Origin of the sequence: Bradyrhizobium sp., assembly GCF_050014615.1 — a bacterium.
Lineage (GTDB): Bacteria > Pseudomonadota > Alphaproteobacteria > Rhizobiales > Xanthobacteraceae > Bradyrhizobium.
Window position 1 is genome coordinate 1 of record NZ_JBEKCZ010000078.1, and the last position, 21,332, is coordinate 21,332.

The 21,332-nt window shown below is 61.0% G+C and carries 24 protein-coding genes; 19 read left to right on the forward strand and 5 right to left on the reverse strand.

Annotated elements, in window-relative coordinates; genetic code table 11:
* From nuoL to ABR948_RS14310, 9 genes are all read left to right on the forward strand, one after another.
* Nucleotides 1-1,906 (forward strand): NADH-quinone oxidoreductase subunit L (gene nuoL / locus ABR948_RS14270; protein ID WP_428118818.1); only part of this gene is annotated, 1,906 nt, incomplete at its 5' end.
* Nucleotides 1,906-3,414 carry an NADH-quinone oxidoreductase subunit M gene (locus ABR948_RS14275; protein ID WP_428118821.1) on the forward strand — a complete coding sequence of 503 codons (1,509 nt, stop codon included), beginning with the start codon at nucleotides 1,906-1,908 and terminating at the stop codon, nucleotides 3,412-3,414. The genes nuoL and ABR948_RS14275, both read left to right, overlap by 1 nt.
* Before the next feature lie 10 nt (nucleotides 3,415-3,424).
* Complete coding sequence (gene nuoN / locus ABR948_RS14280; RefSeq protein ID WP_428118824.1) at nucleotides 3,425-4,861, forward strand: NADH-quinone oxidoreductase subunit NuoN; 1,437 nt, start codon at nucleotides 3,425-3,427, stop codon at nucleotides 4,859-4,861.
* A complete protein-coding gene (locus ABR948_RS14285) occupies nucleotides 4,862-5,674 on the forward strand; it encodes a biotin--[acetyl-CoA-carboxylase] ligase (RefSeq protein ID WP_428118827.1) in 813 nt (270 codons plus the stop codon).
* Nucleotides 5,674-7,344: a ribonuclease J gene (locus ABR948_RS14290; RefSeq protein WP_428118830.1), complete on the forward strand. Its 1,671-nt coding sequence runs from the start codon at nucleotides 5,674-5,676 to the stop codon at nucleotides 7,342-7,344. The genes ABR948_RS14285 and ABR948_RS14290 overlap by 1 nt, the downstream gene beginning before the upstream one ends.
* Before the next feature lie 163 nt (nucleotides 7,345-7,507).
* Nucleotides 7,508-7,912, forward strand: coding sequence for a methylmalonyl-CoA epimerase (mce, locus tag ABR948_RS14295; RefSeq protein ID WP_428118833.1), 405 nt, complete (start codon nucleotides 7,508-7,510; stop codon nucleotides 7,910-7,912).
* Nucleotides 7,913-7,918: 6 nt separating this feature from the next.
* A complete protein-coding gene (locus ABR948_RS14300) occupies nucleotides 7,919-8,194 on the forward strand; it encodes a DUF1467 family protein (RefSeq protein ID WP_428118835.1) in 276 nt (91 codons plus the stop codon).
* A 40-nt stretch (nucleotides 8,195-8,234) separates the two neighbouring features.
* Nucleotides 8,235-8,582 carry a hypothetical protein gene (locus tag ABR948_RS14305; protein ID WP_428118838.1) on the forward strand — a complete coding sequence of 116 codons (348 nt, stop codon included), beginning with the start codon at nucleotides 8,235-8,237 and terminating at the stop codon, nucleotides 8,580-8,582.
* 137 nt (nucleotides 8,583-8,719) lie between these two features.
* Nucleotides 8,720-8,974: a hypothetical protein gene (locus ABR948_RS14310; protein WP_428118841.1), complete on the forward strand. Its 255-nt coding sequence runs from the start codon at nucleotides 8,720-8,722 to the stop codon at nucleotides 8,972-8,974.
* 431 nt (nucleotides 8,975-9,405) lie between these two features.
* Here the strand turns inward: ABR948_RS14310 and copD are convergent, their stop codons facing one another.
* The 4 genes from copD to ABR948_RS14330 all read right to left on the reverse strand — a co-directional run bounded on the left by copD (nucleotide 9,406) and on the right by ABR948_RS14330 (nucleotide 12,348).
* On the reverse strand, nucleotides 9,406-10,401 hold the full coding sequence (gene copD / locus ABR948_RS14315) for a copper homeostasis membrane protein CopD (RefSeq protein ID WP_428118843.1): 996 nt from the start codon (nucleotides 10,399-10,401) through the stop codon (nucleotides 9,406-9,408).
* Nucleotides 10,402-10,545: 144 nt separating this feature from the next.
* Nucleotides 10,546-10,899 carry a copper resistance CopC family protein gene (locus tag ABR948_RS14320; protein WP_428118845.1) on the reverse strand — a complete coding sequence of 118 codons (354 nt, stop codon included), beginning with the start codon at nucleotides 10,897-10,899 and terminating at the stop codon, nucleotides 10,546-10,548.
* A gap of 9 nt (nucleotides 10,900-10,908) precedes the next feature.
* Nucleotides 10,909-11,868 carry a hypothetical protein gene (locus tag ABR948_RS14325; RefSeq protein WP_428118847.1) on the reverse strand — a complete coding sequence of 320 codons (960 nt, stop codon included), beginning with the start codon at nucleotides 11,866-11,868 and terminating at the stop codon, nucleotides 10,909-10,911.
* Nucleotides 11,869-11,931: 63 nt separating this feature from the next.
* Entirely contained in the window at nucleotides 11,932-12,348 is a 417-nt protein-coding gene (locus ABR948_RS14330; protein ID WP_428118850.1) for a hypothetical protein, read from the reverse strand.
* A gap of 338 nt (nucleotides 12,349-12,686) precedes the next feature.
* Between ABR948_RS14330 and ABR948_RS14335 the strand changes: the two genes are divergently transcribed.
* On the forward strand, nucleotides 12,687-13,064 hold the full coding sequence (locus tag ABR948_RS14335; protein WP_428118852.1) for a DUF2946 family protein: 378 nt from the start codon (nucleotides 12,687-12,689) through the stop codon (nucleotides 13,062-13,064).
* Nucleotides 13,065-13,150: 86 nt separating this feature from the next.
* Nucleotides 13,151-14,017 (forward strand): outer membrane protein, encoded by an 867-nt coding sequence (locus ABR948_RS14340; protein WP_428118855.1) that lies wholly within the window; start codon nucleotides 13,151-13,153, stop codon nucleotides 14,015-14,017.
* Nucleotides 14,018-14,140: 123 nt separating this feature from the next.
* Here the strand turns inward: ABR948_RS14340 and ABR948_RS14345 are convergent, their stop codons facing one another.
* The gene (locus ABR948_RS14345; RefSeq protein ID WP_428118857.1) at nucleotides 14,141-14,299 is read right to left on the reverse strand and encodes a hypothetical protein; all 159 of its coding nucleotides are present in this window, start codon (nucleotides 14,297-14,299) and stop codon (nucleotides 14,141-14,143) included.
* On the opposite strand from ABR948_RS14345, the gene ABR948_RS14350 reads away from it, so the two are divergent.
* From ABR948_RS14350 to ABR948_RS14385, 8 genes are all read left to right on the forward strand, one after another.
* Nucleotides 14,289-15,230, forward strand: a complete 942-nt coding sequence (locus tag ABR948_RS14350; RefSeq protein ID WP_428118859.1) for a hypothetical protein — start codon at nucleotides 14,289-14,291, stop codon at nucleotides 15,228-15,230. The two genes, ABR948_RS14345 and ABR948_RS14350, sit on opposite strands and share 11 nt — an antisense overlap.
* 143 nt (nucleotides 15,231-15,373) lie before the next feature.
* Nucleotides 15,374-15,874 carry a TlpA disulfide reductase family protein gene (locus ABR948_RS14355; RefSeq protein WP_428118862.1) on the forward strand — a complete coding sequence of 167 codons (501 nt, stop codon included), beginning with the start codon at nucleotides 15,374-15,376 and terminating at the stop codon, nucleotides 15,872-15,874.
* A gap of 26 nt (nucleotides 15,875-15,900) precedes the next feature.
* Nucleotides 15,901-16,434 carry an MORN repeat-containing protein gene (locus ABR948_RS14360; protein WP_428118865.1) on the forward strand — a complete coding sequence of 178 codons (534 nt, stop codon included), beginning with the start codon at nucleotides 15,901-15,903 and terminating at the stop codon, nucleotides 16,432-16,434.
* A 311-nt stretch (nucleotides 16,435-16,745) separates the two neighbouring features.
* The gene (locus ABR948_RS14365; protein ID WP_428118868.1) at nucleotides 16,746-17,291 is read left to right on the forward strand and encodes a copper chaperone PCu(A)C; all 546 of its coding nucleotides are present in this window, start codon (nucleotides 16,746-16,748) and stop codon (nucleotides 17,289-17,291) included.
* A 247-nt stretch (nucleotides 17,292-17,538) separates the two neighbouring features.
* Nucleotides 17,539-18,855: a proline--tRNA ligase gene (gene proS / locus ABR948_RS14370; protein ID WP_428118871.1), complete on the forward strand. Its 1,317-nt coding sequence runs from the start codon at nucleotides 17,539-17,541 to the stop codon at nucleotides 18,853-18,855.
* Nucleotides 18,856-19,022: 167 nt separating this feature from the next.
* Nucleotides 19,023-20,303 carry a lipoprotein-releasing ABC transporter permease subunit gene (locus tag ABR948_RS14375; RefSeq protein WP_428118874.1) on the forward strand — a complete coding sequence of 427 codons (1,281 nt, stop codon included), beginning with the start codon at nucleotides 19,023-19,025 and terminating at the stop codon, nucleotides 20,301-20,303.
* Between the two features lie 7 nt (nucleotides 20,304-20,310).
* Entirely contained in the window at nucleotides 20,311-21,009 is a 699-nt protein-coding gene (locus ABR948_RS14380; RefSeq protein ID WP_428118877.1) for an ABC transporter ATP-binding protein, read from the forward strand.
* A gap of 137 nt (nucleotides 21,010-21,146) precedes the next feature.
* The gene (locus ABR948_RS14385; RefSeq protein WP_428118880.1) at nucleotides 21,147-21,329 is read left to right on the forward strand and encodes a hypothetical protein; all 183 of its coding nucleotides are present in this window, start codon (nucleotides 21,147-21,149) and stop codon (nucleotides 21,327-21,329) included.
* The last annotated feature ends 3 nt before the right edge of the window (nucleotides 21,330-21,332 follow it).

Sequence of the window (21,332 nt, forward strand, 5' to 3'; positions counted from 1 at the left end):
CGATGATCACGGCCACGATGATCATCACGTGTCCGAGCCGCCGGCGGCGGGCTCGCGCGCGGCCGAGCTGATCACCACAGGGCTTTTGCTGGTTTCGGCTGCCCTGTCCTGGTTCGCGTTGGTCGATGTCGGCTTCATGCATCACGACGTCAGGATCGCGCTGTTCCCGTGGATCAGTTCGGGCGATCTGCAGGTCGCGTGGTCGCTGCGGGTCGATACGCTGACCGCCGTGATGCTGGTGGTGGTCAATACCGTGTCGTCGCTCGTGCATCTCTATTCGATCGGCTACATGGACGAGGATCCGAACCGGCCGCGGTTCTTCGCTTACCTGTCGCTGTTCACCTTCGCGATGCTGATGCTGGTGACCGCAGATAATCTCGTGCAGCTGTTCTTTGGCTGGGAGGGCGTGGGTCTGGCGAGTTATCTGCTGATCGGCTTCTGGTATCAGAAGCCGTCGGCCAACGCCGCGGCGATCAAGGCCTTCGTGGTCAATCGCGTCGGCGATTTCGGCTTTGCGCTTGGTATTTTCGCGATCTTCATGCTGATCGGCTCGACCGACTTCGAGACCATCTTCGCGGGCGCGCCGGGCCTGACCGGCAAGACCATCGATTTCTTCGGCTGGCACGCCGACGCGCTGACGCTGACCTGCCTGCTGCTGTTCATGGGCGCGATGGGAAAATCAGCTCAGTTCCTGCTGCACACCTGGCTGCCGGACGCCATGGAAGGACCGACGCCGGTCTCGGCCCTGATCCATGCCGCGACCATGGTCACCGCGGGGGTCTTCATGGTGGCGCGGTTGTCGCCGCTGTTTGAACTGGCGCCCAATGCGCAGGCCGTTGTGATGTTCTTCGGCGCCACCACCGCCTTCTTCGCGGCCACCGTGGGTCTGGTGCAAAACGACATCAAGCGCATCGTGGCGTATTCGACCTGCTCGCAGCTCGGCTACATGTTCGTGGCGATGGGGGCGGGGGCTTACTCCGTCGGCATGTTCCATCTGTTCACGCACGCCTTCTTCAAGGCGCTGTTGTTCTTAGGCTCGGGCTCGGTGATCTACGCGATGCACCACGAGCAGGATATCCGCAACATGGGCGGGCTCAAGGACCGGATTCCCTTCACCTATATCGTGATGGTGATAGGCACGCTGGCGCTGACCGGCTTCCCGCTCACGGCAGGCTATTTCTCCAAGGACGCGATCATCGAATCCGCCTTCGCCTCGCACAATCCGTTTGCGCTCTACGGCTTCCTGATGACGGTCGTCGCGGCGGGCCTCACCTCGTTTTATTCGTGGCGCCTGATCTTCAAGACCTTCCATGGCGAGCCGCACGATCAGGAGCATTATGAAGCCGCGCATGAGGCGCCGCTGTGGATGCTGATTCCGATCGGTATTCTCGCGGTCGGCTCGATCTTTGCCGGTTTTCCGTTCAAGGAGTTGTTCGCCGGCGGCAGCGTGGAGGAATTCTTCCGCGAGTCCCTGAAGATGAACCCGCATATCATCGAAGATATGGAAGGCATCCCAGAGTGGGCGAAATTCCTGCCGACGGCGATGATGGCGCTGGGCTTCCTGGTGTCGTGGCTGTTCTATATCCGCCGGCCGTATCTGCCGGTGGAACTCGCCCGGCAGCAGCCGCTGCTGTACCAGTTCCTGCTCAACAAATGGTATTTCGACGAGCTTTACGATCTGATCTTCGTTCGTCCGGCCAAATGGATCGGACGTTTCCTGTGGAAGGTCGGCGACGGCTACATCATTGACGGCTTCGGTCCCGATGGCGTGTCGGCACGGGTGCTCGACGTCACCCGCAATGTTGTGAAGATCCAGACCGGCTATCTCTATCACTACGCCTTCGCGATGCTGATCGGGGTTGCCGGATTGATCACCTGGTTCATGTTCGGCTTGGGAGGCCAGTGATGACAACCTGGCCCATTCTCTCCGTCGTTACTTTCCTGCCCGTGGTCGGGGCCCTGCTGGTCTATATCAGCCGTGGCGATGACGAAGCGGCGAGGCGTAATTCGCGCTGGATCGCGCTGTGGACCACGCTGATCACGTTCGCGGTGTCGCTGATCCTGGTCTGGCGCTTCGATCCCGCGCAGCCGGATTTTCAGTTCGTCGAAAAAGCGCCGTGGCTTGCCAATGCCATCACCTATCACATGGGCGTCGACGGCATTTCGCTGCCGTTCGTGATCCTGACCACGGCCCTGATGCCGTTCTGCATCCTCGCCAGCTGGAAATCGATCACGCTGCGGGTGCGCGAATACATGATGGCGTTCCTGCTGTTGGAAACGCTGATGATCGGCACCTTCTCGGCGCTCGATCTCGTGCTGTTCTATCTGTTCTTCGAGGGCGGCCTGATCCCGATGTTCCTGATCATCGGGGTGTGGGGCGGACCACGCCGGGTCTATGCCTCCTTCAAGTTCTTCCTCTATACGCTGCTCGGCTCGGTGCTGATGCTGCTGGCGATCATGGCGCTGTACTGGAACGCCGGTACCACCGATATTCCGACCCTGATGCACACGGCGGTGCCGCGCAGCTTGCAGACCTGGGCCTGGCTGGCGTTCTTTGCCTCCTTCGCGGTGAAGATGCCGATGTGGCCGGTTCACACCTGGCTGCCGGATGCGCATGTCGAGGCGCCGACCGCGGGATCGGTGATCCTGGCCGCGATCCTGCTGAAGATGGGCGGCTACGGATTCCTGCGCTTCTCGCTGCCGATGTTCCCGATGGCATCGCATGATTTCGCGCCGCTGATCTTCTCGCTCTCCACCATCGCCATCATCTACACCTCGCTGGTGGCGCTGATGCAGGAAGACATCAAGAAGCTGATCGCCTATTCCTCGGTGGCCCATATGGGCTTCGTCACCATGGGAATTTTCGCCGGCACCACCCAGGGTGTTGCCGGCGGCGTGTTCCAGATGATCTCGCACGGCATCGTGTCGGGTGCGCTGTTCCTCTGCGTCGGCATCGTCTATGACCGCCTGCATACCCGCGAGATCGCGGCCTATGGCGGCTTGGTCAACCGCATGCCACTCTATGCGCTGGTGTTCATGGTCTTCACCATGGCCAATGTCGGTCTGCCCGGCACCTCCGGCTTTGTCGGCGAGTTCATGACCCTGATCGGTACCTTCAAGGTCTCGATCCCCACCGCGACCTTCGCCACAACCGGCGTGATCCTGTCGGCGGCCTATGCGCTGTGGCTCTACCGGAAAGTCGTGTTCGGCGCGCTGGTCAAGCCGTCGCTGGCGACCATCAAGGATCTCACTTTCCGCGAGAGCCTGTTGCTGGTGCCGCTGGTGGTTCTCACCATCCTGTTCGGGGTCTATCCGAAGCCGGTGCTCGACATGTCGGCGGCATCGGTCCAGCAACTCGTTGACAATTACGGCCACGCGGTGACTGCCATGAAGGCAGCCGCCCTGCTGCAGTGAAGGCACTATGATGAGCTTTGAGAGCGCAGGTTATCAGTTGCTGCCGGTGTTGCCGGAGCTTGTGCTGGCGCTCGGCGCCATGGCGTTGCTGATGATCGGAGCCTATCGGGGCCCGCAGACGACCGGCCTTGTCACCGGCCTGGCGGTCTGCCTGCTGGTGGTCGTCGGCGCGCTTGAACTGTGGCTGCCGGCCGGAAAACTCACGACCTTCAACGGCAGCTTCATCGTCGACGACTTCGCCCGGTTCCTGAAAATCCTGGCTTTGATTGGCTCGGCCGCGACGCTGGTCCTGTCGGCGGAATTTCTGGCCGACCCGTCCCGGCGCATCTTCGAATACGCCATTCTGGTGCTGCTCTCGACGCTCGGCATGATGGTGCTGATCTCGGCCGGCGACCTGATCATGCTCTATCTCGGGCTCGAGCTGATGAGTCTCGCGCTCTACGTGGTCGCGGCCAGCAATCGCGACAATGCGAAATCGACCGAAGCCGGCCTGAAATATTTCGTGCTGGGCGCGCTGTCGTCGGGCATGCTGCTGTATGGCGCCTCGCTGGTCTACGGCTTTACCGGCACCGTGAGCTTCGCGGGCATCGCTGCGGCCGCCAAGACCGGCAGCATCGGCATCGTGTTCGGGCTGGTATTCCTGCTGGCGGGGTTGTGCTTCAAGGTCTCGGCCGTGCCATTCCATATGTGGACGCCCGACGTCTATGAGGGCGCGCCCACGCCCGTGACCGCGTTCTTCGCCTCCGCGCCGAAGGTCGCAGCACTCGCGGTGTTCACCCGCGTCACGCTGACGGCGTTTCCAGGCATCGTCTCGCAATGGCAGCAGATCGTGGTGTTCGTGGCGATCGCCTCGATGGTGCTGGGATCGTTCGCCGCCATCGGCCAGAAAAACATCAAGCGGCTGATGGCCTATTCGTCGATCGGCCATATGGGCTTCGCGCTGGTTGGACTGGCGGCCGGAACCGCCGAGGGCGCGCAGGGCGTGCTGGTCTATATCGCGATCTATGTGGCGATGACGCTCGGCACCTTCTCGGTGATCCTGACCATGAAGCGCAACGGTCAGCACGTCGAGAATATCAGCGACTTCGCCGGATTGTCGCGCACCAACCCGCTGCTGGCCTTCTTTTTCGCCATGCTGCTGTTTTCACTGGCGGGCATTCCGCCGCTCGCGGGCTTTTTTGCAAAATTCTACGTATTCGTGGCCGCAATCAAGGCCGGATTGTTCACGCTGGCCGTGGTCGGGGTGCTCGCCAGCGTGGTCGGCGCGTTTTACTATCTCACCATCATCAAGGTGATGTATTTCGACGAGCCGCTCGCCAAGCTGGATCCGATGCGCATGGAATTGCGCACGGTGCTGGCGGTCGCGGGCCTCTTCAACATCTTTTTCTTCGTCTATCCGGGGCCGCTGGTGAGCGTGGCAACGGCTGCGGCGAAGTCACTCTTTTAGATGCCGTTTTCGCTCGGTCCCCGAGCCATATCGGCGGGTTATCGCCTCGCTGCCTTCGAAAGCATCGGCTCGACCAACGCGGAAGCCATGTCGCGCGCGCGGGGTGGCGAGCGCGGGCCGATGTGGTTCGTGACATCGGAGCAGACGGCGGGACGCGGACGGCGCAATCGTGCATGGATCGCGCCGCGCGGCAATCTCGCCAGCAGCATCCTCGAAGTGATCGACGTCTCGCCGTCGGTAGCCGCGACCCTGGGATTTGCGGCGGGGATTGCGCTGGAGACGGCGCTGCGAAGAGTAAGCCAGAAGGCATCGCCGGGATCGGCGGGAACGGAGCACATGCAATTTTCGCTGAAATGGCCCAACGACGTGCTGGCGGGGCGGCAGAAGCTGGCCGGCATCCTGCTGGAGGCCGAGGCGCTGGCTGACAATCGCCTGGCCGTCGTGGTCGGCATCGGCACCAACGTCGTCGCGGCCCCCGAGGGCACGCCAACGCCAGCCACCTCGCTGGCGGCGCTGGGCGTGGATGTCGGCGCCGAGGAACTGTTTAGCGCGCTGTCGGATAGCTGGGCGGAATTTCGCGGCGTATGGGACGCCGGACGCGGCTTTGGCGACATCCGGCGGCTCTGGCTCGAGCGCGCGGCCGGGCTTGGACTGCCGGTCGCCGTCCACACCGGCGCCTCCACGGTAGAAGGTATCTTCGACACCATCGATGAGGCCGGCTGCATGGTGGTCAGGACGGCTGACGGCAGGCGGGTTCCGATATCGGCGGGAGACGTCTATTTCGGCGCGGCTGCGTCGGCGGGAGCGGCCTGATGGCGCGACCGGATGAACTGACCTTTGCGCCGCTCGGCGGTGTCGGCGAGATCGGCATGAACCTGTCGATCTATGGCCTCGGCAACCGTCATCAACGTTCCTGGCTCGCGGTCGACCTTGGCGTGTCCTTTGGCGATGAGGAGCATCTGCCCGGCATCGATACCATCATGCCCGACGTCCGCTTCCTGGAAAAGGAACGCAAGAACCTGATCGGTCTCGTCCTGACCCATGCCCATGAGGACCATTTTGGCGCCATCATCGACCTGTGGCCCAGGCTGAAATGCCCGATCTACGCCACCCAATTCAGCGCGGCGCTGTTCGAGGCCAAATGCGCTTCCGAGCGCAATCCGCCGAAAATCCCGGTCACGGTGGTGCCCTCGGGCGGTCGCATCGATCTCGGGCCGTTCAATGTCGAGTTCATTCCGGTCGCGCATTCGATACCGGAATCCCATGCGCTGGCGATCCATACGTCTGCCGGCACGGTGCTGCACACCGGGGACTGGAAAATCGATCCGACGCCGATCATAGGTAAGCCGACCGACGAGCGGCGGCTGCGCGAGCTTGGCGACGCCGGTGTGCTGGCGCTGATTGGCGATTCCACCAATGCGGTGCGGGAAGGGCGCTCGCCCTCGGAGGCCGAAGTCGCCAAGACCATCACCGAACTGGTGAAGTCGGCGAGAGGTCGCGTCGCGGTGACGACATTCGCTTCCAACGTCGCGCGGCTGCGCGCGGTCGCGGATGCCGCGCGCATCGCCGGGCGCGAGGTGGTGGTGGTCGGCCGCGCCATGGAGCGCGTGGTGCAGGTGGCGCGCGAAACCGGCTATCTCGACGGCGTGCAGAATTTCCGCGGCGCCGATCTCTACGGTCATTTTCCACCCGACAAGGTGCTGGCGCTGTGTACGGGAAGCCAGGGCGAGCCGCGCGCGGCGCTGTCGCGGATCGCCAATGACGACCATCCGCAGGTGACGCTCAACAAGGGCGACTGCGTGATCTTTTCCTCGCGCACCATCCCCGGCAACGAGAAGGCGGTGGGCGCCATCATCAACGGCCTGGTGACGCAGGGCGTCGAGGTGATCACCGACCGCACCCATCTGGTCCATGTGTCCGGCCATCCGCGCCGCGACGAACTGCGCGACATGATCGGCTGGGTGCGCCCGCAACTGCTGATCCCGGTCCACGGCGAGGCCCTGCATCTGTTCGAACACGCCAAGCTGGCGCGGGCCTCGGGCGTGCCGAAGGTTCTGATCTGCCGCAACGGCGACCTGGTCAAACTGGGGCCGGGCGATCCCTCCGTGATCGAGGAAATACCGTCGGGGCGGCTCTACAAGGACGGTTCGATCCTGGAGGATTCCAAATCGCGCGCCGTCGTCGAGCGGCGCAAACTGGCCTTCGCCGGCTGCGCGTTCGTGGCGATTGCCGTGACCGACAAGGGTGAGCTGGCCGACGATCCCGAGGTTGATCTGGTCGGAATACCCGAGAAGAACATGGCGGGTGAAATCATCGACGAGATCGTGTTCGACGTTGTCGTTTCGACCGTGGAGGGATTGCCGCGCGCGCGGCGGCGCGACCCCGACGCGATCGCGGAATCGGTGCGCCGTGCCGTGCGCGCCACGGTCAACGAGCATTGGGGCAAGAAGCCCTTGTGCTATGTTCACGTCCTGACGGTTTAGAGCATGATCCGGAAAAGTGGGAACCGGTTTTCCGAAAAGATCATGCTCAAACAAGAAGATGGACGACGAGCATGATTCAACCCAGTTGAATTATGCTCTAGGATAGCGCCTGTTTCGTGACCGTGGACGCACCCACGCGCATAAAAGAGGACGGAGGAATGTCATGCTGGGCCGGCTCAATCACGTGGCGATCGCGGTCAGGGATGCCGAGAAGGCCGCCAGGATTTACGGCGCGGCGTTCGGCGCCGATATTTCCGCGGCGGTGCCGTTGCCCGAGCACGGCGTCATTACCGTGTTCGTGACGCTGCCCAACACCAAGATCGAATTCATCCAGCCGCTCGGCGAATCCTCGCCGATCGCCAAATTCCTCGAGCGCAATGCCGACGGCGGAATCCACCATATTTGCTATGATGTGCCCGACATCGTCGCGGCACGCGACACGCTGATCAAAGAGGGCGCGCGGGTGCTCGGCGACGGACAGCCCAAAATCGGCGCCCACGGTAAGCCGGTGCTGTTTCTGCACCCCAAGGACTTTTCCGGCGCGCTCGTCGAAATCGAACAGGCCTGAGCCGCCATGGCCTACACCCTCTCAACCGGATTTGCGATCTACTTCGTGCTGTGGTGGATCGTGCTGTTTCTGACGCTGCCGTTCGGTATCCGCAGCCAGCACGAAGACGGCGAGAGCAGCCCCGGTACCGATCCCGGCGCGCCGGTCGCGAGCCAGATGGGTCGCAAGCTGATCTGGACCACCGTCCTGTCGGCGGTCATTTTTGCGGTCGCGGTATGGGCCTATAATGCGGGTCTTCTCAGCGTCGAGCGGTTGTCGAAGCTGATGGGAATTCCGCTCTGATTGATATTTGGTCGGCGCGTGCGGGTTTGGAGAGCAGGAAATGACGTTTCAACGGATCATTGTCGGGCTTTTGATTCTGACCATTGCCGGCCTTGCCGGGTCTTTCTATCTAAATTGGAAAATAAACAACCAGCTGCAGACCATGAAGGCGTTTGTCGAAGGCTCTGTTTTTGCGGAAGCGGTGGCGGCCTGTGAAAAGGCACCGAGCACCACGCCCTTCAAGTGGAATGGCGGGGCCCGCACCAGCGTGATCGGTTTGAACTCGGTCAAGCTCGACAAATACAGGATCGTTTCCAGCTACACGCTGGTCGCGGACGGTATCTATTGCGATTTCGATCCGATCAAGAGGAAGGCCGATGTCGGATCAAATTTCCTCGAGCGGGAATGAAAATATTTAAATAGTGCCTGTGTTTAGCTTATTTCTGGAGGCTGCCTTTAGAGATATCAACCCTTCGCTAAATAGCAAAAACCCGTCCGGGGGCGAGCCGAGGGGTCATTGCACTAATCCTCCGGAGGAGAACCGAAATGGCCAGTTTTAAACGCCCAGGACGATTGCTTGCCGCGAGCTTTTTATTTTTTGCCCTCACCTCGACCGCGCTTGCCCAGGAAATAAAGGAAATCAAATTCGAAGGTCAGAAAGATCAAGACGCGGCCACGAAAGTCGCCCTGGCATGGATGAACGACAATACAAAGCACGGCCCAATTTATGTGCGAGCGATTAAGATTGTAAATGAAGGCGGCAAGTACGTCGCTCGAATGGAATACTCGGATGCGAATTGATCGAGCGCATCAATGCCTCGTTTCTCGCGGCGGGAAAGCGGCGACGAACGAACAGCGCGAATAATCCTGCTGCAAAATAAAAAAAGAGCAGGGCAAGCAGCCCTGCTCTAAAAATTGTGTCGACCCTATTTCCCCGAAAATTTGGATTTGATCTTGATTGACGGGGCGACGCTGCTTGTGCGCGCCAGGGCTCCTCCCGAGACTTGGACCACCAGACTTCGACCTTACGGCCAGCCTGAGCCCGCACTGGTAGACCATCTTTATGGTCTTGTCATCAATTTCAGCAACGATTGTTCAAAATTCGAGCAGTTTCTGAAATGAATGCAATTTGGCCACTGTGGGTTGTGGTTGACCCCCAAGAACCGCGCTTCGGGTAAGCGGGTAGGGGAAAACAGCCGGCTGCCAACGGGTCAAGATGAGGGCCGCCGGCGTCAGTGAAAATGTGCGGGCATGTTGCTGGCCGGCGCCATGATGCCCAGCATTCCCACGATGACGATCACGCCGAGCCCGACCCCAATCTCGACCAGCGTGCTGCGGACCAGCCATCGGACGGTCCGGGAGCCCTGGTCCATTCCAACCTCGCCGCAAATCCGCGGCAGCAGATATTGCCGGTTGATCCCGGCCAGGCCCACCATCGCGGCGAACAGGGTAATCTTGAGCAGCAGCAATCGGCCATAGTCCGTGCCGGCGAGGGCTTGCGTGCGGCCAATCAGGAACAGCGCGTTGATGGTTCCGCTCACCAGCAGGATTCCAACAGCCGCGATGCCGAGATTGGAAAAGCGACTGGCCACCTCACACGCCGCCGCGATCCAGCTCGCTTCACGCGACCGGCGCAGATACACCAGCAACAATGCCAGCGGGATGAGACCCCCAAGCCACAGACCGGCTGCGATCAAATGAAAAAAGTCCGCGGCAAGATGGAAGTATCGCTCAAGTCCGAGACCCTCTTCGCCATGCCCTGCAAAGGCCAGCGCCCCCAGATAGGCGCCGGCCAGCAGTGCCGCCAAGATCTTCTGCCATGGGAGTTTTTGCCGGATCGGCCCCTGGGCGTTTTTTGCACGCCATAGCAGCAGGCAGGCGGCCAGCGCGATAGCGAACAAGAACCGCAACTCCCAGGCGAAGCCAAACTGCGTTTGCGTCAGCACGACCCAGACGGTGCCGTCGGCAATGACATCTGCGAACGGTTTGCCCACAATCCGGGCGGCCAGCAGGCCCAGCCATGCCAGGCCTGAAACGATCGATACCGCCAGGCTGATCCACAGCGTGACGGCGGCGCGGATTCTGAAGGTGGCCACCGTCGCCTCGAGCCGCCCGTCCACCTGCCGCAAGGCCGGCGAAGCGATGAACAGATCAAAGAACACGATCCCTGCGACAATCACAGACGAGCCGAAGTGGATATCCCGCACTGCGATCAGCGGATTGAGCAAAGTGTCCTCCAAGCCGAGCAAATAAACCGAGCAAAAAAATCGGGCAAAACTGGTCGAACAAATTCAGTGCGGCGGCCGTGATCGATCCCACGGCGGCGCGTCAGCTGCCGCACCTTCGTTGCACGTGTTCGGCCGCTTCGGCCTTCACGGTCCGACGTGAAAGCTGAAGCTGCCCTCGGTGGTGTGGGTATCGACCGACAGAACGTGCCAGCGCACTTTGTAGGTCCCTGGTGATAGTGACTTCAGCCCGACGCGCATGACGCCCGCGCTGATCGAAGGCTTGCCGAGGTCGACCCGCGCGCCGTTGGCATCGCTCACTTCGACCGAGCTGAACGCCGGTTCCACATTCTGGGTAAAGGAAAGCGAAACCTCCCGCGGCGCGGTCGGCACCGTGCTTCCGACGCGTGGCTCGGCGTGGTCGAGAAAGGCGTGAGCCTCGGCGGCGGAGCCCGCCAGGAACACAAGCAGGGTCGATGTCACAAAGGTTGGGATTCGCATGGTGCTGCCTCAGAAGGTCAATTTGCGGGGAGTAGCCTGGGAGCCGCCGAACAGCGGCTGTCCCACGGTGGCCGGGAACATGTCGTCGAGATACAAATGCAATTGGCCGAGAACCCCGACCCCGCTGCCGCTTTCGCGGTTGATGGGGATCACGGCCTCAAGGCCGATCTGGAAATATCCGCCGACCCAGATCACGCCGGGGTTGACCGTTCCGGTCGTGGTGTAGGGATTGCCGAAATTGTTCGCGACCGGCGTCGAGAAACTCGCCTCAACGATCGGAATCAGATGATTGAAGAAATCCGGAAGCTGCAGATCGACGACTTCGGATTTCAGATAGGGCAGGCTGTATTGCAGCGACGCGCCGTAGACCGCTTGCTGCGGAATGAAGGCGGCCTGGGTGAAATCGAAGGAACTGGTCGGCATTTGATAGCCGACCTGTCCAGTCAGCGCGAAGGGACGGACCCATGACAGCGTGTCCGGCAGATCGCCGAAACCTTTTCCGAAATAGAGCGTCGGGGTGACCAGGCTGTAGGAGGTGCCTAGTCCGGAATTGACGGCGCCGGTGTTGCCCCAATCGACGATCACCCCGGCCAGCAATGCGAACTCGTGCGAACGATCCTTGAGCAACTGGTACTGGAACGTCGTCTCCAGATCCTGAAATCCGGCCGTGACCATCCCGTCCGGCTGGCGAATCTGGGTCCAGGTTTCGCCGATCGAGACGCCGAAATTTTCGGTGATCCGCTTTGAAATCTCGCCCGAAAAATCCCATTCGGTGGCCGGTGGCATGTCCGCGGTCCTGGACCACGACACGGTCGGCATCGACAATTCGTCGGCGACGCAGGGATCATCGATCGCCAGCGTAGCCGGAAAGAAACGCGCGCCCACAAAACAGTGAGCGAGGGCATCGGAAGTGGACGCCAACGCGAAAAGAATCGCGAGCGCCAACAAACGCGAAATGGATCGAGACATCAGGATTTCTCCGGTCAGAAACGTGAAAGCAGTTATAGGGCAGCCCCGCAAGGCCGCATTGCATCACGCGCTGTGCGGAGGACCCCTGGGACGCGCGACCGAGTATCGCGTGAACGGGGACAGTCGCAGCGGACGCGCCGATTGCCGCACCTCGCCGATTTCCGAACTAATGTGGTGAATGGCTGTCGGGCGTGGCGCATCCAGCAGGTGGAACGCGCCGGCAAAACAAAGATCACAATGGTGATTGGCCGGATGTTTTTGCTGGTCGGCAGGAGAAAGCGGGCTGCCGTCGGTTGCGTGCAGGCAAAGTTGGGATAGAGAAACACCGTCGAGGGTGGAAGCCTTGGCCAACTGCGCGCTGACGAACGACAGCAACAGCGGCTGCATGATCAGAGCATAGATGGCCGCCGCGCCGACCAGCCTCTGCCAGAATCGCCGCCGCTTTGGGCTGGTATGGTTCGGCCTGATACCCATCTTCACGAGCTTATGTTGATATACAAAACCGGATTCAATTCACGTTCGCGGGATGCGTCGCAACGCCAACAAAACGACCCGTCAAGGTCTGGATTTATTCCCGTGAAACGTCGGTTGAATGGGCTCTGAAAAATCAGAGTTGAAGAGTTATCGCTGCTGCAAGAAGAGTTATCGCCGCTGCAACATGACAGAGTATCTTCGCCTTCGAAGACGCCGTGTCGTCGAAGGGAGATACGAATTGTCCTGCCGGATTTGTCGCTGACGCGATCAAGGGAGGATGTTCGCCGCCAACAATCTCGACAAGGCGCGGCACAGGTGTTAGAGAGCTTTTTTGGGGGAAATCCATGCGGCGGCGGCTGGAATTGTTCATTCCAATCGTTTTGTTGGCGGTTCTGGTGCAGCTGATGGCACCGATCGCGGCGTTTCGCGTGGTTGCCTATGCTACGAGCGATCCGCTGTATATGGCGTCGATCTGCACCGACATGGCGTCTTCCTCAGACCCGCAGACGGCTCCGGCCCAGACCCAGCACTCTCACGGACGGTGCTGCGCTTTCTGCGGCGCGGGCTTTGGCGGCAGCTTTGCCGTCGATCCGCCGCCGCTCATTTTTGTAAGTCTGCAGCGTCAATACCAGCTGATATCATGGCTGGAAGCTGCCGACCCCATGCCGGCCGTACGCGTCGGCTCCAATACCCAAGCCCGCGCGCCACCGCAGGCGACCTGACACGATTCCAATAACCCGACCTGTCAGGTCGTCCTTTCTCGAATTGAGCTCTTCGAGACTCAATTCATTTTTGCGGGGCGTTAGCTATGCGCAAGTTTCTCAGCGTTGATCCCATCAGGGATGTCATTGATCAATCCTGCCGTTCCTCGAACCGAAAAGTTTCAGGCGTCGGCCTATGGCGGAGGCTTAGTGCCGCTGCCGTGCTTGCCTTCGTCGCGACCGGCGCATCGGCGGCCGACATGGCCATGAAGGCACCGCAGCCGACGACGACCTATCAATGGTCGGGGTGTTATGCCGGTTTGAATGTCGGGGGAGGCGCGAGCGGCGCCAATCTCAGCTCCGCTGTCGATCCGGGAACGCACCTGTTGGGTGTCGACCCGGGCGTGGTGGCCGGGAGCGGCTCCGGTGGCCATAGCGGCGACGGTCTAATTGCCGGCGGGCAAGTCGGATGCAATATGCAGTCGGGCTTGCTGGTCGTCGGATTGGAAGGCGATTTCGATTCTTTCTCCAGCCATACCTGGTTCACCAACAACTCCAATACGCTGAGCGATGGTGTAACTCCGTTCACCATCGGGCAGTCCCTTACGACGAATTATTTGGCGACTATTCGTCCGAGACTCGGGATCGCGTCAGATCGAGACTTCGCTTACCTCACGGGAGGCGTGGCTTTTAGCGGGGTCAGCTATCTGGAAAGCTACAGCGACGGTGGCGTCCCTCCCGGAAGCGGAAGCGCGGCAGCATCGAAGTCGTTGGTGGGCTGGGTTGCCGGTGCAGGCTGGGAACATGCCCTTGCGGATCATTGGACGTTCCGCGCCGAATATCTCTACGCGAGTTTCCCGACGGTCAACGCGGTGGGTGCGATCACCGATACTGGCGGTGGTGCCAATACACTGCGCGGGTCCAGCGATCTGGCCGTCCAGCTTCTCCGCGCTGGCGTGAACTACAAGTTCTGATCGCTGGGGCGCGTCATGCGCGAACTCGCTCTTCCTCGCCTTTTCATTGCCGGACCGCAAAGCGCGGTCGTCCGGACATCCTTAAACTTCTCAATCCAACGGTGACATCATGTCGACCATCACTCAAATTTCAACCTTGCCGGCGCTCAGCAGACTGAGCAGCCGAATCGTCGCAGCTTTGGCGATGTGCCTTCTGACGGCGGTCCTCTCCGTCGGCTCTCTCGTCGGCTTGACCACGACGGTCGCGCGCGCATGCGCCTGCGGTTGCAGCGTGTTCGACATCGGCGGCCTCGATATGCCGCAGGAACAGGATCATGGCGGCAGGGTCTTTTTCGAGTACTGGAGTCAGGACCAGACCCAAAACTACGTCGGCAGTTCCAAGGCGCCGGCGGCGTTGAATACCGACAAGGAAATCAAGACCCAATGGTACAATGTCGGGTTCGCCTACAACTTCAACCGTGACTGGGGCGTCATGGTAAGGGTGCCGGTTACCTCAAGCCGCGCGCTGACGACCGAGACCGACTTTATGTATCCCGGACAGATTCAGACGTTCAACTCCAGGACCTTTGGCGACCTCGAGATCATGGGAGTCTACACCGGGCTCTCGCCCGACATGTCAAATGGCCTTATTTTCGGGCTCAAGCTGCCGACGGCAAGCTTTACGACACCTGGACTGGATCGCGACAACCAGATCGGAACCGGCAGCACCGACCTGATACTAGGGGGTTTTCATCGCGGCCTGCTGAGCGGTGACAATGCCTGGCAATACTTTTCGCAGTTTGTGTGGCGGCAGCCGTTTGCGTATCAGTCGGCCGCCGACCCGCAGGGCTTCTTCGACGGCAACCTCGGTGTCGTCCAAACCTATCATCCGGGCATGCAGATCGATGGCGCCGTCGGCATCATTTACAATAATTGGTACCACGTGCTCGGCTTCGACAAGATCACGCCGCTCGCGCAGGTGATCTTGTCCCACCGGGATTCCGACAGCGGCACCGGGTCGGATCCCCTGAACTCCGGCTTCGATCGGGTCATGCTGTCGCCCGGCATCGAGTTCACGAAGGTGTTGGACGAGGCTACCAAGAAGGTGCTCAAATTCTATGTTGATGTCGAGGTCCCCATCTACTACCGGGCCAATTCTGCGAATAATGCGGGAACGGAAGGCCAGCTTGTAGCACCGTACCTGTTCAAGCTCGTTACGAGCTATAATTTCTAACCGTGCTTCATTGCGGCAAATTCTCCCCGGCGTGCCGATCTTCGGCGCGCCGGGGCCACCGGAATGTGACTCTTGTGTCAGAAGTCCGGCCGTTATTGCGACCAAAAACCGCAGCGATGGCGTGATTGAGAAGAGGTTCGTCGATGAGCAGTAAAGTATTTGCCTCTCTTGCTCTGATGGCATGGCTTGTCTGTGTCGGAGAAGTCGGCTCCGCTGCCGCTGAGGTAATACTTGACCGTGCTGCGCCTTCGCTGGTCCTCACTGAGTTAAACGGCGGCACATTCGATCTCAGCCAAAAGCACGGCAAGGTCGTCTTGGTGACCTATTGGGCGACGTGGTGCGCGCCCTGCAAAAAGGAAATGCCGATCCTGGACTCGTTTTACCGCCGCTATCGCGAGCGAGGGCTGGAGATAATCGGCATCAGCGCCGATCGTCCGCAGGATTTCGCAAAGATGCGCAAGATGAGCGACGCGCTGGCCTATCCCACCGCGACCCTGGACCAGATTACCGATAATGGATTCGGGCCGCCCGAAGGCTTTCCTTTGACTTACGTCGTGGATCGTGACGGCGTGATCCGGGACAAATTCATCGACGTTCGCGAGCAATTGCTGAGAGACGTTGTGCTCCCGCTGTTGCCCCCATGATCCGAACTCCGAGGTTTGACGTCATCATGCTTGCGCAAATCAGAACCGCTCTCGCCAAAATTCTATTGGTTTCGACGGCGTTGCTCTGCCATTCGGTGCTCTATGCGCAGTCGCTACCGCCGGGAGGTTTTGTGGCGGACCCCAAGAACGGGTGCAAAGTCTGGAACCCGCATCCGCAGGCCAACGAGTCGGTGATCTGGTCCGGGGCCTGTGCCAATGGCTTTGCCCAGGGGGCTGGCAACCTGCAATGGGTTCACGACGGCAAGCCATACGAGAAAGACGAAGGCGAGTGGAACGCAGGTCAGCAGTCAGGTCGCGGGACGCAAGTCTGGTCCTCGGGCCGCTATGAGGGAGAACTCGTCAACGGCGAGCCGCACGGGCGAGGCGTCTTGACGCTCCGGAACGCCCGCTATGAGGGCGAGTTTCGCAATGGAAAACCCAATGGCGTCGGAACGGTGGTAGGTTTTCAAGGCGTCGTCCAGGGGAATTGGAAGGATGGCTGCCTGGTCGGCGACAAGCGAAAGGTCAGTTTTTCTGTGCCCTCGTCCACCTGTCGGTAGTCAGGGTTGGCGTCACAACGCGAAAGCAGAGGAGATCAACAGATGAGATATTTTGCGCTACTTGCCGTTTGCATGATTATTTTCGGCGCGAGCCCATCTTTGGCGGCGACCGTGGCGGAATCCGCAGAACCCAAAGGCAAGACCTGCCGGATGGAGCAGCAATGCCGGTGGGAGAATTTCAAGAAGATTTGCGTCTATGTGAAGGTGTGCCGGTGACGGGGTCTCTACCCTATGGGTGAAGAAACGGACCGCGTATCATGCGAGCGAAAGCCTGACGAGCAAATCTGCAAAAATCATCGAAAGCTTAAGTCATGAAGCAAATCCTGGGTAGCCTAGCATACGTGGCACTTCTCATGGCCCTGTTCGCCGCACCTGCCGGCGCGCAGGAGGTCAAGGCCGGCGATCTCGTGATCACGCAGGCCTGGAGCCGCGCCACCCCGGGGGGCGCCAAGATCGGCGGGGGATATCTGACCATCGAGAACAAGGGGGCGACGCCGGACCGGCTGATCGGTGGCTCCGGCGAGGTCGCCAGCAAGATCGAGGTCCACGAAATGTCCATGAAGAACGGCGTGATGACGATGCGCCCGCTCGACAACGGTCTCACCATCGAGCCCGGCAAGACCGTCAAGCTCGCGCCAGGCGGATTTCACCTGATGCTGTTCGATCTCAAGGCCCCGCTCAAGCAGGGCGACAAGGTGCCGGTCACCCTCGAATTCGAAAAGGCCGGCAAAGTGACGCTTTCGCTCGAGGTCGGGAGCATCGGCGCGCAGGGTCCGGCGGGCGCGGATCATCCGGATGGCCATATGGACATGAAAAACACGCCGGGCATGAAAAACATGCCGGGGATGAAGATGTGAGGCGGATGCTGTCGAGGGCCGGCATTGCGCAAAAGTGAAAGCCAGACCGGGATTTTTCGTGTCGGCGCGGTTTGCGACGTGTTCGCGCCTTAATCGCGCGCTCAAAGTCCCCGGCAAAACAGCAGGAAATCCGCAAGCTTAGCGGCTTTTTTGGCGGCTTTTTTGCCGAAAGCCGCCCTTGTGTTTTCGCACCCGATCCGGTTTCACTGCTCGCTCCCAATGGCCCACCGATTCTTTGAGTAGCCCCATGCGATTGTCGCGGTTCTTTCTGCCTATCCTCAAAGAGAATCCGAAGGAGGCCGAGATCGTCTCGCATCGCCTGATGCTGCGCGCGGGCATGATGCGGCAGGAAGCGGCGGGCATCTATGCCTGGCTGCCGCTCGGCCTGCGGGTGCTGAAGAAGATCGAGCAGATCGTGCGCGAGGAGCAGAACCGCGCCGGCGCCATCGAGCTGTTGATGCCGACGCTGCAGCTGGCGGACCTGTGGCGCGAAAGCGGCCGCTACGATGCCTATGGCCCGGAAATGCTGCGCATCACCGATCGTCACAAACGAGAATTGCTCTACGGGCCGACCAATGAGGAAATGATCACCGAGATCTTCCGGTCTTACGTGAAATCCTACAAGAGCCTGCCGCTCAACCTCTACCACATCCAGTGGAAATTTCGCGACGAGCAGCGGCCGCGTTTCGGCGTCATGCGCGGGCGCGAATTCCTGATGAAGGATGCCTATTCCTTCGATATCGATGAGGCCGCGGCGCGGCGTTCCTACAACCGGATGTTCGTCGCCTACTTGCGGACCTTCGCGCGGATGGGATTGAAGGCGATCCCGATGCGCGCCGAAACCGGCCCGATCGGCGGCGATCTCAGCCATGAATTCATCGTGCTGGCGGAAACCGGCGAGTCCGCCGTGTATTGCGACAGCGACGTGCTCAATCTGCCGGTGCCCGGCGAAGAGGTCGACTACGACGGCGATCTCTCCCCGATCATCCAGCAATGGACCTCGGTCTATGCCGCGACCGAAGACGTCCACGACGCCGCGCGCTTCGATCGCGAGGTGCCGGCCGACAAGAAGGTGCACACCAGGGGCATCGAGGTCGGCCAGATCTTCTATTTCGGCACCAAATATTCCGACACAATGAAAGCCCTGGTCGCGGGCGCCGACGGCGCCGAGGTGGCGATCCATGGCGGCTCCTACGGGGTCGGCGTCTCGCGTCTGGTCGGCGCCATCATCGAGGCCTGCCATGACGACGCCGGCATCAAATGGCCCGAAGCGGTCGCCCCGTTCAAGGCCGCGATCCTGAACTTGAAGCAGGGGGATTCGAACACCGATGCGGCCTGCGAGCAGCTTTATCGCGAGCTCACGGCCAAGGGGGTCGATGTGCTCTATGACGACACCGACCAGCGCGCCGGCGCCAAGTTCGCCGCCGCCGACCTGATCGGGATTCCCTGGCAGATTCTGGTCGGCCCCAAGGGCCTCGCCGAAGGCAAGCTCGAGGTCAAGCGGCGCAGCGATGGAACGCGAGAGAACCTGAGCCCGGCGGACGTCGTGGCGCGGCTGAGCTAGAGCATGATCCGGAAAAGTGGCTACCGGTTTTCCCTCGCGACAAACGCCAGGGGCGTTTGCGCGGAGATCATGCTCAAACAAGAATCGAGAGCGGAATTATCCACCGCGGTTATCCGGATATCCGCTATCACGGCCACAATTAGCCCGAATCGTGTGAAAATCGAACTATGGATGAAGCCATGAGCGAGCCAGTTCGAACCAGACCTTTCGCGCCCTTCGAGTGGCTGCTGTCGGGACGCTATTTGCGGGCACGTCGCAAGGAAGGCTTCATCTCCGTCATCGCCGGCTTCTCGTTTCTCGGCATTATGCTCGGCGTCGCCACGCTGATCATCGTGATGGCCGTCATGAACGGCTTCCGCAAGGAATTGCTGGACAAGATTCTCGGCCTCAACGGCCATCTGTTGGTGCAGCCGCTGGAATCGCCGCTGACCGACTGGAAGGATGTCGCCGAGCGCATCAACCTGGTGGCGGGCATACGGCTCGCCGCGCCGGTCGTGGACGGCCAGGCGCTGGCGTCCTCGCCGTTCAACGCATCAGGCGTCTTCGTGCGCGGCATTCGCTCCGACGACCTCAACAACCTCACCTCGATCGCCAAGAACATCAAACAAGGCACGCTTGAGGGCTTCGACGAAGGGCAGGGCGTCGCCATCGGCCGCCGGCTCGCCGATACGCTGTCGCTGCATGCCGGCGACAGCATCACCCGGGTCTCGCCAAAGGGCGCGGTGACCCCGATGGGCACCACGCCTCGGATCAAGCCCTACCGGGTGGCGGCGGTGTTCGAGATCGGGATGTCGGAATATGACGCGAGCTTCGTGTTCATGCCGCTGACCGAGGCGCAGAACTATTTCAACCGCACCAATGACGTGACCGCGATCGAGGTGTTCACCACCAATCCCGACAAGATCGACGCATTCCGAAAGTCCGTCACCGAAGCGGCGGGCCGGCCGGTCTTCCTGGTCGACTGGCGGCAGCGCAACTCGACCTTCTTCAATGCGCTTCAGGTCGAGCGCAATGTGATGTTCCTGATTCTCACGATGATCGTGCTGGTCGCCGCACTCAATATCGTCTCCGGCCTGATCATGCTGGTGAAGGACAAGGGCAGCGATATCGCGATCCTGCGCACCATGGGCGCCTCGCAGGGCTCGATCATGCGGATATTCCTGATCACGGGGGCGGCGATCGGCGTGGTCGGCACGCTGACCGGATTTCTGGTCGGCATGCTGATCTGCCTCAATATCGAATCGATCCGGCAATTCCTGTCCTGGCTCACCAACACCGAACTGTTTTCACCCGAGCTCTATTTTCTGTCCAAGCTGCCGGCCGAGATCGATTTCGGCGAAACCAGCGCGGTCGTGATCATGGCGCTGACGTTGTCCTTCCTCGCCACGCTGTATCCGTCGTGGCGTGCCGCCCGCCTCGACCCCGTCGACGCGCTGCGGTACGAGTGAGGGCACGATGGAGCAGGTGGCGGAAGATGTACCGGTTGTCTATCTCCACGAGATAAAACGCCAGTACACCCAGGGGGCGACGACGCTGACCATCCTCAATGGCGCCAAGCTGGCGCTGTGGGCGGGGCAGTCGGTGGCGCTGGTGGCGCCGTCGGGCGCCGGCAAATCGACGCTGCTGCATATCGCGGGGTTGCTCGAGACCCCCGATGACGGCGAGGTCTATGTCGGGGGCGCGCCGACCTCGGGCCTCACCGATATCGAGCGAACCCAGATCCGCCGCACCGATATCGGCTTTGTCTATCAATCGCACCGGCTGCTGCCGGAATTCACCGCGCTCGAAAACGTCATGCTGCCGCAGATGATCCGTGGCCTCAAGCGCTCGGAGACCGTCAAGCGCGCCACCGAGATCCTGGCCTATCTCGGCCTCGGCGATCGCATCAAGCACCGCCCGGCCGAACTGTCCGGCGGCGAGCAGCAGCGGGTGGCGATCGCGCGCGCGGTCGCCAACGCGCCACGGGCGCTATTGGCCGACGAGCCGACCGGCAACCTCGATCCCAACACCGCCGATCATGTGTTCGGGGCGCTGATGCAACTGGTCAGGGCGACGCGGGTGGCGATGCTGATCGCGACCCACAACATGGAACTGGCGGGCCGGATGGACCGGCGGGTGTCGCTGGTGGACGGCGAAGTCGTCGAGCTGGAGTAGCCGGATAGACCCAGCGGTAGCATTGTAGGGTCGGGCGCGTGCGGTTTGCGCCTGTGCATAGCTGGACTTCCGGAGTAGAAAACCGGACCGCCCGGGCACATATCTACCTGATGAAGCCGCAAGAGCGTAAAATTTCGATGCCGTGGGAATCGGCCCTCATCGCCGCCATCGTGGCGGCGTCCATGCTGGCCTATGTCGCCCATGACGACCTCGGCTTCACGCGTCAGGAGATTCGCACGCCCTCGCTGATAGCCGCCGGGATTATCGGGCTGCTGCTGGCAACGGATCATTTCGGCAACAAACTTCGCAAGCCCGAATAACCC